Here is a 12,361-nt window from a genome sequence, read left to right as displayed (position 1 = left end):
CCAATAGGCGATGAGACAGGCCGGACCGGCGTTGACATTGGCGAGGCCAAGAACCGCGGCGGCCCACCCTTCGAGCTCGGTCGGATCGAAATGATGCGAAAGATCATCCCAGGTGGTGCGAAACAGTGGCCGCAGCGTCTCGCGCTGGCGCATCAGAAGGTGCAGCCGGCGCGTTGCGGTATCCGCTTGCTCGGCGACCACATGCAGCGTGGGTTGTCGCGCCGGGTTCACGGCAGGCAGGCCGCAATGGCCTCGCTCAGCGCGGCCCGGATGTCGGGATTGTCGGTGATCGGCAGCACGATGCTGGATCGCACCGCAGCCTCGAGCGGCAGGCCGGCGCGCACCATGCGGCCGGCGTGGATCAGCATGCGGGTCGAGGCGCCTTCGTCCAGGCCGTGGCCCTGCAGGTTGCGCGAGCGCTGCGCGATGGCCACCAGGATGCCGGCCAGCGTCTGGTCGGTGCCGCTCTCGCGCACGATGATGGCGGCCTCCATCGGCGGCGGCGGATAGTTGAAATCGATCGCGACAAAGCGCTGCTTGGTGGATTCCTTCAGATCCTTCACCGCGCTCTGGTAGCCGGGATTGTAGGAAATCGTGAGCTGGAAGTCGGGATGCGCCGGCACGATCTCGTTGTGCTTCTCGAGCGGCAGAATGCGGCGCGCGTCGGTCAAGGGGTGAATGACGACGGTGGTGTCCTGACGCGCTTCGACGATCTCGTCGAGATAGCAGATGGCGCCGTGGCGCACCGCGAGCGTCAGTGGCCCGTCGTGCCAGACTGTGCCTGAGGGCTCGAGCAGATAGCGCCCGGCTAGATCGGCCGCGGTCATGTCTTCGTGCGCAGCGACCGTGATCAGCGGTTTGCCGAGCCGCCAGGCCATGTGTTCGACGAAACGGGTCTTGCCGCAGCCGGTCGGCCCCTTCAGCATCACGGGCAGCCGCTCGCTGTAGGCCGCGGCAAACGTCGCGATCTCCTCGCCGAGCGGCTCGTAATACGGTTCCGAGGCGATCCGGTATGAGTCGAGGTTCACTTGATCCTCCGCAAGGCCGAGGGATCAACGTTCTCGAGGCCGAGCGCCATTGTCCCTTCGCGAATGGGGTTGGCAGTCGTTGCCGGGAACACGCTGCGGCATCGAAGCGTGCGAACAGGGCCAAAGGCGCCTCGACAGCGATTAGAGCCCGAAAGTCAAGGCAATACAAGCTCAACAAGGCGGCGCAGCGCGCTCACCGACAAGGCGTTTGCGCGTCCGGAAACCGGGCTACTTGACCTCCAGGCTGCGTAACTTCGAAGAACGAGGAGCAACCATTGAGGCGTCATTGCGAGCGAAGCGATCCACCTTGCTGCGAAAAAGAATGGATTGCTTCGTCGCTGCGCTCCTCGCAATGACGGCACGTCAAGGGTGGCCAAAGGCGCGCTTGCGCCGTGCCTACCGTCTTGCGCGTTCGCAGGCATGGCGGGCGCTTTGCCCGCCTCACGCGAGCTACACGAACGAAATCGCTTCCGCGCTCTCCAGAATCTGCCTGAGCTCCGACAGCGCGCGTTCGAGGATGTCGTCGGTCGCCGGATGGCCGAGGCACAGGCGGATGCCCAGGGTGCCGCGATCGACCTGCTGCAGCGCGCCCGGCGGCGCGACGGTGATGCCGGCCTGCGCGGCCTGGGTGATCAGCGCGATCAGCGTTCGGCCGGCCGGGATCGGCAACCAGCGATGAAAGCCGGCAGCATCCGACATCGGCGCCAGCCAGGCGCCGAGAACGCGGTCGGCGATCGCGTTGCGGCGCGTGGCCGCGGCACGCTTGGCAAGTGCCTGCCGCAACAAATCGCCGCTATGGATCAGCCGTGCCACGACCTCAGCCATGATCGGCGAAGCCATCCACCCGGTCGCGCGCACCGCATTGATCGCGCGATCGCGAAACTGCTCGGGCGCGATCATGGCGCCGATGCGCAGGCCCGGCGCCAGACACTTGGCAAAGCTCGTGACATAGAAGCTGCGCTCCGGGATCAGGGTCGCGATCGGCGCAGGCGGCGACGCGAACAGGAAGGCGTAGACGTCGTCTTCGAGCAGATAGGCGTTGTGCTTGCGCACGATATCGGCGACTTGTTGCCGCCGCTCGTGCGTCATCACGGTGCCGGTCGGGGTCTGCAGGCTCGGGCTGGCAAACAGCACGCGTGCGCCGGTCTCGACAAAGGCCTGCTCGAGCGCATCCGGCAGCAAACCCCGGCCATCGCCGGCAACGCCGTGCAGGCGATATCCGTTCTGCGCCGACAGCGCGATCATGCCGGAATAGGTGAAGCGTTCGGTGAGCACGGGATCGTTCGGTGCGGCCACCATGTTCAGCGCGATCGAGAGTGCGTGCTGGCCGCCATGCGTCACGAACAGGTTTGCTGCGTCCGCGGTCATGCCGAACATCGACAGCCATCCGGCCATGATCTCGCGATGGGACGGCAGGCCCTGATGCGGGAGATAACCGAGCAGGGGGGAAAGCGCGCCATCGGCCAGGATTTCCGCGAGCACGGATTGGATCAATTCGTCTTCGCCGGTCGATGGCGGAACATTGAGCGCCAGGTTGATCGTCGGTTGCGCCGCACCTTTCATGTGAGCGGGCGGACGCCGGCGCTGCACGAACGTACCGCGGCCGACCTCGCCCGAGATCAGGCCGCGCGCCTCGGCTTCCGAATAGGCGCGCGACACCGTGCCGACGCTCAGCCCCAACAGGTTCGCCATGTCGCGCTGAGGCAACAGCCGCGTGCCCGGTTTCAGCGCGCCGCTCTGGATGTCCTGTTCCAGCGCCTGGACGAACGCGAGATAGCGCGGACCGTCGACGTGGGACAGGGCCGGCAGCCAATCGCCGGAAGCGCTCGCCTCAGACACAGTCGTCGTTCTCCTTGCCTATTGGTCGAATAGTACAATTCAAATATTGATACAATATTTGTTCCGAAAGGCCAGGGAAGAATAGACCGACGCCAGGATAACGTCTGTTGATTTTGCAAAAATTCGCGCTTCCAAGCCGATTTCCGCATTTGGCTTGGTTCATCCCGACAAAAATGGACAATTGAACTATTGAAAGTTTGACATTGCCAAGGCCTTGGCTTTTATTTCCCGGCAGGGAGTGAAACAGTGATCTACGAAATCCGTGTGTATGAAGCCTCCGACGGCAATGCGGAGGCTATGAAAGCCAGGTTCAGGAACGAAGTCGCCAAGCGATTTTTTCCAAGCCATGGCATCGAATTGCTGGGCGTGTTCGAGACGCCGGACGATGCGTCGCGGCTGACCTATCTGACCCGGTTCAAATCCGAGGACGACCGCGCCAGGGCGTGGGCCGCGTTCGGCGCCGATCCGGCATGGCGCGCGGTCAAGGCTGCGACCGAGACCAACGGTCCGCTGCTGAAGACCCAGACCGTCTCCGTGTTGTCGCCGGCGCTTGCCGGTCTGCTGCTTGCATAAGCGGAGCGGGCGAGCATGAAACCGGCGCCCTTCGACTATGTCAGGCCCATCTCGCTGGCGGAAGCCTGCGAGATTCTGGGCGCCGACGAAGACGCGCGCATCATCGCCGGCGGCCAGACCCTGATCCCGATGCTGGCGATGCGGCTGTCCCGGCCGACCCGACTCGTCGACATCGCACGCCTCGGCGAATTGAAAGGCATCACGTGCGAAGATGATGCCGTGGTGATCGGTGCGGTCACCCGCCAGGTCGAAGTCGAGCGCAGCGAAACCGCGCGTCGCAAATTGCCGCTGCTGGTGAAGGCGCTGCCCTTTGTCGGTCACCCGCCGACCCGCAATCGCGGTACGGTCGGCGGCTCGATCGCCAATGCCGATCCGTCCGCCGAGATTCCGCTGATCGCGGTGACGCTCGGCGCCGACATCCTGATCGAGAATGCCGGTGGGCCGATGTCGGTGCCTGCGGATGAATTCTTCATCGGCGCGATGGTGACGTCGGTGATGCCGGGCGACTGCGTGCGCGCCGTGCGGTTTCCGGTCTGGTCGCAGCCGCACATCGGCACTGGCTTTCACGAAGTCAGCGCCCGCCAGTCGGATTTCGCCTTCGTCGCCGCCGCGGCGCAGATCGCGCTGGACCAGGACGGCCGCTGTCTTGACGCAGCCCTTGGGCTCGGCGGCGTCGGCGACCGCGCCGAACGGATCGACGTCTCCGGCCTGATCGGCGAGGACGTTTCGCGGGTGAAGATCGCCGATCTGGTTCGGCCGGCCATCGAGCATCTCGAAGCCAATTCCGATCTGACGGTCAGCGCAGCCTACCGCCGGCGCATCGCCGCGACCTTCGCAACGCGAGCGCTGGAAGACGCGATCGCCGAAGCCCGCGCCGCAGCGAGCGCGAATCCTGGAGCGCTGCAATGAAGGTCAGCCTCAGGGTCAACGGACGGGTGCGCGTCGCCGATGTCGAGCCGCGCAAGACCCTGCTTGACACGCTGCGCGAGGATTTTCTTCTGACCGGCAGCCACACCGGTTGCGAGCACGGCGTTTGCGGCGCCTGCACGGTGCTGATCGACGGCGAGCCGTCGCGGGCCTGCCTGATGTTCGCAGTGCAGGCCGACGGCTACGAGATCACGACCATCGAGGGACTTTCGCCGGCGCCGGGCGAGTTGAGCGTGGTGCAGGATGCGTTCTGCGAGACCCACGGCCTGCAGTGCGGGTATTGCACGCCCGGCATGATCCTGGCTGCGCATGCGCTGCTCGAGGGCAACGACGCGCCGTCGCGCGCAGAGATCGTCGAGGCGATCTCCGGCAATATCTGCCGCTGCACCGGCTATGGCCAGATCGTCGAAGCCGTCCAATTCGCCGCCGAGCGGCTGCAAAAGGCCAACGTGCCCCGCAACGCGAAGGGCGCCAAGGCAAACCAGCCGATCTCTGATCCCGCGGCGAAAACCGATGCGCCGGAGCAGGGCATCCTGGAGGCGGCCGAGAGCGAGACCCCGCACGGAGGCCGCCCGTGACCGATCACGCTTCCCCTCTCAAATTCGTCTCGTCCAACCGCCGTGTGCGCGAGGATCGCCGTTTTGTCGCGGGCCAGGGCTGCTATGTCGCCGATGTCGCGCTCGAAGGGTTGCTGCATGTCGCGGTGGTGCCGTCGCCGCATCCTGCCGCGCGGATCGTTTCGATCGATCTGATCGAGGTCATGACAATGCCGGGCGTGCATTATGCGCTGACCGGCGAGGAACTCGCCAAGGCCGTCGATCCCCTGATGAACGGGCTGGAGACCCCGCATGTGCGGCGTTATCCGCTCGCGGTCGGCCAGGTGCGCTATGCCGGCGAATGGGTGGTCGCGGTGGTTGCGGAAACCCGCGCCCAGGCCGAGGACGCCGCCGAAAAGGTGCGGATCGTGTACGAGCCGCTCGCCTATGTCATCGATGCCGAACAGGCGCTCGATCCAACCAGTCCGCCGGTGCACGCCGCGCACGGCAGCAATGTCCTGCTCGACAAGACGTTCGTCTGGGGCGAGGTCGAGAAGCATTTCGAGGAAAGTCCCCGCCATCTCGCGTTCCGCGTGGTCTGGGGCCGCAGCTCGACGGTGCCGATCGAAACCTTTGGCGTCGCGGCGAAATGGGATCCGTGGCGCGAGATGCTCGACGTCTGGGCCTCGATCCAGATGCCGAAATATCCCGACCAGATCGCGCGTGCGCTGCGCATTCCCCTCAATAACGTCAGGGTGCATCAGGATATCGATGTCGGCGGCAGCTATGGCGTGAAGCGCGGCATCAAGCAGACCGTGATCGTGTCGCATCTGGCGCGCATCCTCGGCCGGCCGGTGCGCCTGCTCGAGGACCGGCTCGACAATATGCGGGCCGGCGACGCCCATGGTCCGGACCGGACCTTCGATGTCGAGGTCGCCTTCAACGATGACGGGATCGTCAGGTCGATGAAGATGCGGGCGCTCGACAATGTCGGCGCCTATGCCGGACGCTCGCCGTTCCAGTTGGGCAAGCCGATCGGCGCGATCGTCGGTCCCTACAAGATTGCGAGCGTGCAGTACCGTGCGATCGCGGTGACCTCGAACAAGGCGGCGCAGGAAGCGGTACGTGGTTTCGGGCAGGCGCCGACCAACTACGCGATCGAAACCGCGATCGACAAGGTCGCCGCAAGCCTGGGGCTCGACCGCATCGAGGTCAGGCGGCGCAACTTCATTCGCAGCGACGAGTTTCCCTACCTCATTCCGAGCGGCACGCATTATGACAGCGGCGACTATCACACCGTGGTCGCCAAGGTGCTGGCGCATGCCGATTACGAGGGACTGAAGCGCGAGCGCGATCGCCTGCGCGCGGCCGGACAGTGCGCGGGCATCGGCATTGCCGCCTGCCTCGAGCCGAGCGGCGGCAACTCGTCGTTCGAGCCGCTGCTCAACGAAAAGAACACGACGTCGACCTGGATGGATTCGTGCCGCATCAATGTCGATGGCCTCGGCTTCATCACGGCGACGATCCACACCACCTCGTCCGGCCAGGGACACGAGACGCTTGCCGCCACCGTGATCGGCGAGGTGCTCCAGATCGATCCCGATCGGATCCGGATCGTGCGCCCGGATTCGCTGAGCTGCCTGCCGTCGAACTCGCCGGTGGGCAGCCGGATGGCGATCATGCTGGGCGGCGCGGCGTTTCATGCCGCGCAGAAACTCAAGGCCAAGATGGTGCGCGTTGCGGCCCACCAGTTCGGCTGCGCCGAACAGGACGTGCTCTATGACGGCGGCGCGATCTCTCATGCGGCCTCGAAGCGGCGGCTGGAATGGGCCGAGCATGTCAACAACTCCCATCGCTATATTCATCTGTTGCCCGACGGCATGGAGCCCGGCCTCGAGGTCACCCATGTGATGCAGGTGCCGACCGGCACCAAACTGCCGGAAAACGGCCGGGTGCAGATGTATCCGTGCCATTCCTTCGAGTTTCATCTGGTGCTGCTCGCCTTCGATCCGGTGATCGGCAAGCCCGAGATCAGCCGTTACGTGATCGGTCACGACTGCGGCACCGTGATCAATCCCCATATCGTCAAGGGCATGACGCTCGGCGGCATCGCGCACGGCATCGGCGCGGCGTTGTTGGAAGAGTTCGTCTATGACAGCGAAGGCCAGATGCTGACGCAGAGTTTCATGGACTATCTGCTGCCGTCGTCCCACGAGGTGCCGAAAGTCGAGATCGTGCATCACTGCACGCCGTCGCCGTTCACCGTGTTCGGCCAGAAGGGATCGGGCGAGAGCGGCTATCTCGGCTCGCCCGCGGCGATCTCCGGCGCCATCAACGACGCGGTGGCGTCCTACGGCATTTCGTTCGCCAAACTGCCGATCCGGATCGCGGCGATCAGCGATGCCATCGCGGCCGCGCGAGAATCCAAAACAAGGGTCAAGACATGATCATCGACTGTCACGCGCATCTCGTTCCTCCGTCGCTTCTCGATGCGATCCGCGCCGAGCAGGCGAGCTTCCCCTCGATCAGATTGATCGAGGAGGGCGGGAGTCTCGGCTTCTCGTTCGCCGGCAACAAGCCGACGCGCCCGGTATCGAAGCCGCTGACCGACATCGCGGCGCGGCTGCAATGGCTCGATAGCAACGCGATCGAGCGCCAGGTGGTCGGTGGCTGGCTCGATATGTTCGGCTACGAGATCCCCCCGGACGAGGGGGTGCGCTGGTCGCGCCTGATCAACGCGCATCTCGCGAAAATAGCCGGCGAGCAGCCGCGCTTCATCCCGCTCGCCACGGTTCCGCTGCAGGACGGCGCCCGCGCCGCCGAAGTGCTGAAGGAGGCGCACGCGCAAGGCTTCAAGGGCGCGATGATCGGGACCCAGCCGAAGGGCAAAGGCGGCGTGCTGGACGATCCGTCGCTGCTGCCGTTCTGGCAAACCGCCAACAGCCTGGGATCGATCATCTTCATCCATCCGGTGTTCGAAAGCGGCGACGATCGCGTCCATGACTACGGCATGGCGAACGCGGTCGGGCGCATCACCGACACCCTGATCGCGATGTCGCGGTTGATCTATGCCGGCCATGTCGCGCTCTACGCCAACGTCAAGATCATCGCCGGCATCGGCGGCGCCGCGCTGCCTTACGTGATCGGCCGGCTGCGGCGGAATTATGCGCTGGACAAGGACAAGCTCGGCGATCCCGATGCGGCGCTGGCGGCGATGTATTACGACACCATCGTCCAGGACCCCCGCGCGCTGCGCTATCTCGCTGATGTCGTCGGCGCCGGTCGCATCATGATGGGCTCGGACATGCCGTTCCCGATCGGCGACCTCGCCCCGCTCAGGATCGTGCAGGAAACCTCGTTCACCGACGCCGAGCGCGCCAGCATCAATGGCGGCCTGGTGCAGAAGCTGTTCGGATTGTGAGGCCGGTGTCGTGAAGCTCGAAATCGGCGGAAATGAAGTCATCCCGGCGTCGGTCGACGCGCTGTGGGTCGCGCTCAACGACCCCAAGGTGCTGACCCGTTGCGTTCCCGGCTGCAAGAGCATGGTCGAGATCGGTCCCGACGCCTACAAGGTGGAGATGCAGCTTCGGGTCGCGGCTGTCGGTGGATCGTTCGAAGGCGAGATCTCGCTTGCCGACAAGCAGGAGCCGAAATCCTGCAGCATCAAGGTGTCCGGCGCGGGGACGCTCGGCCATGGCAACGGCACGGCGCGGTTCGAGATCGAGCCCGACGGCGAGACCGGTTCGCGCCTGATCTACAAGGGGAGCGGCGAGATCGGCGGCCTCGTCGCCGGCGTCGGCCAGCGCATCCTGGCCAGCGTTTCCAAGCATCTGATCGGGCGTTTCTTTGTGGCCCTTCGCAAGGAATTCGAGGCGCCGATCAGCGGCGCGGCGGGATGAGGCGTGGCGGGAGTATGATCCGATGCAACGATCTCTGAGCGGTCGCTTTCTATCCGGTCTCGGCGCCATCGCCCTGCTGGCGACGTCGCCGGCGTCGGCGCAAGATTTGCAGAAGTTGTCGATCGTTGTGTTCGGGGCGCCGTCGCTTGGCGCTTTCCTGCCGCCGGTGATCAAGGCGCAAAAGCTCGATGAGAAGAACGGCCTGTCGATCACCTTCGAGGAGCGGACCCCGGACGCTTATACGGCGGAGTTCAATTCTGGAGAATTCCAGGTTGGCGGCAGCGCGGCGCTCCTGACCGTCGGCCTCGCCGATCTCCGCGGCGTCAAGGTCACCTATCTGTTCAACCTGTTCGATTATTGGGGCACCGTCGTCACCTCGCGTCCCGAGATCAACTCGATCAAGGATCTCGAAGGCAAGGACCTGGCCGCGGCGAAGGGCACCACCAATTACGTGATGTTCGACTGGTTCGCGCGCCAACTGGGCGTCGACACCAGCAAATTATCGGTCATCAATACCGCGACGCCCGGGCTGGTCGGTTACGCGCTCGCCGACCGCGCGACCGCCGTTCAGCTCTGGGAGCCGGCCTATGCGGCGCTGCGCGCCAAGAAGCCTGATATCAAGACGCTCGATCTGAAGATCGCGGAAAGCTGGAACAGGGAGACCGGCAGCCGCAACATCCCCTATCTCGGCGTCGCCGCGCACGCCGACTGGGCCGAGAAGAACAAGACCCTGATCCCGAAACTCTACGCCGCCTACAGGCAAGCGGGGGAGTGGACCGCCGCCCATCCCGACGATGCCGCGAAGCTGATCTCGCCGAAGGGCAATGACGGGGATCGCAAGGCGATCGCCGACCTGATCCGCGCCAACGACCGGCTCGGCATGAACATCCGCGCCGCAGCCGAGGTGGGCAAGGAGATCAGGTCGGTCTATGAGGCCGGACGATCCATCGGGTTTCTGCCCGGCGGTCCCTCCGCAGCCACGATCTATGCAGGCCCGATGCAATGACGATGCCCCTGGATCGTCTGCCGGACGGACCGGGCTGGAGTTTTGTCGTCGGCCGGCGCGTGTTTTTCTACGTGCTGCCGTTTGCGGTGCTGGCCGCGCTTTGGCAGGTTGCGGCGCAGTTTTTCCCGCCCTTCCTGTTTCCTTCCCTGGTCGAGGTGTTCAAGCGCTGCATCGGCATCTTCACCGACTGGAGCCAGTTTTCCGACGTGCTCGCAACCGTGCTGCGCATTCTGGCCGGGCTGGCCGGCGCCTTCATCATTGGCGCGACGCTGGCGGTGATGATGGCGCGTTCGCGCGCGGCGAACGAATTCATCTCGCCGATCCTGACGCTGTTTCAGGGCATTCCGGCGCTGTCCTGGGTGGTGTTTGCGATCATCTGGTTCCACGGCATCGAGCCCAGGATCTTCTTCATCATGCTGATGACGACGCTGCCGGCCTTCACCTTCCAGGTGCTGAGCGCGTTGCAGGGCATGTCGCGCGACCTGGTGGAGATGGTGATGAGCTTTCGTCCGACCCGGATCAAGCTGTTCCGCACCATGATCATTCCCGCGATCCTGCCGGACATCCTGACCGCCTGGAAGGTCAATCTCGGCAACGCCTCGCGCGTGGTGGTGGTCGCCGAGCTGGTCGGTGCCACCGGCGGCGTCGGCTACGAATTGCTGCAGCAACAGCAGGTGTTCGACATGGCCGGCGCGCTGGCCTGGACGCTGCAGCTGGTGTTCTTCGTGCTGATCGCCCAGGCCGTGCTGACGTTGATCGAGACCACCGCGTTCCGCTACCGCGCGGTTTCGGAGCGCGCGCTGTGACCGATCCCGAACCGATGATCTGTCTGAAGGAGGTCTCGAAATCGTTCGGCAAGCGCGGCGCGTCCGCGTTCGTCGCGGTCGATCGCCTCGATCTGCAGGTCGGCAAGGGGCAGATGCTGGCGCTGCTCGGCAAGACCGGCTGCGGCAAATCGACCATCTTCAACATGATCGCGGGCCTCACCGAGCCGACCTCCGGCGCCGTCACCGTCGACGGGCGCAACCCGTTTCGCGAGTTCGATTCGCTGCGCGGCAAGATCGCGATCGTGTTCCAGAACGATCGGCTGCTGCCATGGCGGACCGCGATAGAGAACGTCGAGCTTGGGCTCGAGATGCTGAACGTGCCGTCGCACGAGCGCCAGGCGAGGGCGCAGCGCTGGCTGACCACGCTCGGCCTGCGCGGTCACGAGCATGATTACCCGCACGCCTTGTCCGGCGGCATGCGGCAGCGCGTCTCGATTGCGCGCGCCTTTGCCACCGATGCCAATATCCTGCTGTGCGACGAGCCGTTCTCGGCGCTCGACGAGATGACCGGCCGCAGGCTTCGCGCCGAGTTCGTCAAGCTGGTCAAGGACAGCGGCAAGACCGCGGTGTTCATCACGCATTCGATCAACGAGGCGCTCGAGATCGGCGACCGCATCGTCGTGCTGACACGTCCGGCCACCATCGCGGTCGACCTGCCGCTCACGGCCGGCATGAGCGATGCGGAAAAGGAAACCGTCCGTGGCCGCATCCACGGCGTGCTGGCGGCTTGAGAGGCTGCCAACATGAATGAACCGTGTTTCCGCACGCTCCGTCGTCATGCCCGGGCTTGACCCGGGCATCCACGACCTTGCGGTGCTGCCAGAAAGACGTGGATGGCCGGGACAAGCCCGGCCATGACGGTGATGGCATGGCGAGGGGCCCCGCCCGCTACCCACCACACGGCGCGCGCCGGGGAGGAGAAAAATCATCGCGGCGCCTGATGGGATTCCAACTCCAAAATCGCAGAACAAGGGGAGACGCCATGCGCAAATCGGTCTTGCTCGGCCTTGCGGCCCTCATCCTGTCCGTAGCCGGCCCGGCATCCGCCGACGAATGGCCGGCCCACACGCTGACCATGATCAATCCGTTCGCGCCGGGCGGCCCGAACGACGTCCCGGCGCGGCTGTTCGCGCAGCGGATGGGAGAAATCCTCGGTCAATCCATCATTGTCGAGAATGTCGGCGGCGCCGGCGGCATGAACGGAGCGGACCGGGTCGCGAAGGCCGCGCCGGACGGCTACACGTTTTTGCTCGGCACGGTCGGCACACAGGCGCAGAACCAGACGCTGTTCAAGAAGCCGGCCTACGATTCGACCAGGGATTTCGTCAGCGTCGGCTTGTTCCTGGAGGCACCACTGGTGCTGGTGGTGCGCAAGGATCTGCCGGTCCGCTCGATGCAGGAATTCGTCGCTTACGCCAAGGCGAACGCAGACAAGATGCAGTTTGCGTCCGCCGGCACCGGTTCGGCCATCCATCTCGGCTGCGCGCTGATGAACTCGGTGGCCGGTTTGGACATCGTGCATGTTCCCTACAAGGGCTCCAATCCCGCGATGCAGGATCTCGTCAGCGGACGGGTCGATTATCTCTGCGACATCGTGACGTCAGCCAAGCCGCAGATCGACGGCGGCACGGTGAAGGCGATCGCGGTTCTCAACGAGACCCGGTCGTCCGCGTTGCCGGACGTCCCGACGGCGCAGCAGCAGGGGTTTGACGTCAAGGCCTATACC

Annotated in this window: 12 protein-coding genes and 1 pseudogene; 10 read left to right on the top strand and 3 right to left on the bottom strand. The window is 64.9% G+C overall.

All coding sequences use genetic code 11. From position 1 onward, the window contains the following. From WCB02_RS00495 to WCB02_RS00485, 3 genes are all read right to left on the bottom strand, one after another. Window positions 1-231 (bottom strand): hypothetical protein (locus WCB02_RS00495; protein ID WP_423955137.1); only part of this gene is annotated, 231 nt, incomplete at its 3' end. Further along, window positions 228-1,028: a CbbQ/NirQ/NorQ/GpvN family protein gene (locus tag WCB02_RS00490; protein WP_423955136.1), complete on the bottom strand. Its 801-nt coding sequence runs from the start codon at window positions 1,026-1,028 to the stop codon at window positions 228-230. The genes WCB02_RS00495 and WCB02_RS00490, both read right to left, overlap by 4 nt. 450 nt (window positions 1,029-1,478) lie before the next feature. Continuing rightward, window positions 1,479-2,867: a PLP-dependent aminotransferase family protein gene (locus WCB02_RS00485; RefSeq protein WP_423955135.1), complete on the bottom strand. Its 1,389-nt coding sequence runs from the start codon at window positions 2,865-2,867 to the stop codon at window positions 1,479-1,481. A 246-nt stretch (window positions 2,868-3,113) separates the two neighbouring features. Here WCB02_RS00485 and WCB02_RS00480 point away from each other — a divergent pair, with 246 nt between their 5' ends. The 10 genes and pseudogenes from WCB02_RS00480 to WCB02_RS00435 all read left to right on the top strand — a co-directional run. Continuing rightward, complete coding sequence (locus WCB02_RS00480) at window positions 3,114-3,440, top strand: NIPSNAP family protein (RefSeq protein ID WP_423955134.1); 327 nt, start codon at window positions 3,114-3,116, stop codon at window positions 3,438-3,440. Window positions 3,441-3,455: 15 nt separating this feature from the next. Then, complete coding sequence (locus WCB02_RS00475; protein ID WP_423955133.1) at window positions 3,456-4,349, top strand: FAD binding domain-containing protein; 894 nt, start codon at window positions 3,456-3,458, stop codon at window positions 4,347-4,349. Continuing rightward, window positions 4,346-4,804: pseudogene (locus WCB02_RS00470) on the top strand ((2Fe-2S)-binding protein); the annotation flags it as partial. The gene WCB02_RS00475 and the pseudogene WCB02_RS00470, both read left to right, overlap by 4 nt. 137 nt (window positions 4,805-4,941) lie before the next feature. Next, complete coding sequence (locus tag WCB02_RS00465) at window positions 4,942-7,350, top strand: xanthine dehydrogenase family protein molybdopterin-binding subunit (protein ID WP_423955132.1); 2,409 nt, start codon at window positions 4,942-4,944, stop codon at window positions 7,348-7,350. Next, window positions 7,347-8,324, top strand: a complete 978-nt coding sequence (locus WCB02_RS00460; protein WP_423955131.1) for an amidohydrolase family protein — start codon at window positions 7,347-7,349, stop codon at window positions 8,322-8,324. Before WCB02_RS00465 ends, WCB02_RS00460 begins: the two co-directional genes overlap by 4 nt. 10 nt (window positions 8,325-8,334) lie before the next feature. Beyond that, the gene (locus WCB02_RS00455; protein ID WP_423955130.1) at window positions 8,335-8,802 is read left to right on the top strand and encodes an SRPBCC family protein; all 468 of its coding nucleotides are present in this window, start codon (window positions 8,335-8,337) and stop codon (window positions 8,800-8,802) included. 22 nt (window positions 8,803-8,824) lie between these two features. Continuing rightward, window positions 8,825-9,808 (top strand): ABC transporter substrate-binding protein, encoded by a 984-nt coding sequence (locus WCB02_RS00450; RefSeq protein ID WP_423955129.1) that lies wholly within the window; start codon window positions 8,825-8,827, stop codon window positions 9,806-9,808. Continuing rightward, window positions 9,805-10,614 carry an ABC transporter permease gene (locus WCB02_RS00445; protein ID WP_423955128.1) on the top strand — a complete coding sequence of 270 codons (810 nt, stop codon included), beginning with the start codon at window positions 9,805-9,807 and terminating at the stop codon, window positions 10,612-10,614. The genes WCB02_RS00450 and WCB02_RS00445 overlap by 4 nt, the downstream gene beginning before the upstream one ends. Then, window positions 10,611-11,366, top strand: a complete 756-nt coding sequence (locus tag WCB02_RS00440; protein WP_423955127.1) for an ABC transporter ATP-binding protein — start codon at window positions 10,611-10,613, stop codon at window positions 11,364-11,366. Before WCB02_RS00445 ends, WCB02_RS00440 begins: the two co-directional genes overlap by 4 nt. Before the next feature lie 251 nt (window positions 11,367-11,617). After that, a partial coding sequence (locus WCB02_RS00435; protein ID WP_423955126.1) for a Bug family tripartite tricarboxylate transporter substrate binding protein occupies window positions 11,618-12,361 on the top strand: 744 nt, incomplete at its 3' end.

This window comes from Bradyrhizobium sp. (genome assembly GCF_049581145.1).
In the GTDB taxonomy this organism is placed as follows: domain Bacteria; phylum Pseudomonadota; class Alphaproteobacteria; order Rhizobiales; family Xanthobacteraceae; genus Bradyrhizobium.
The sequence above is the reverse complement of the archived record's forward strand: the minus strand, read 5'-3'. Positions and strand labels throughout refer to the sequence as shown.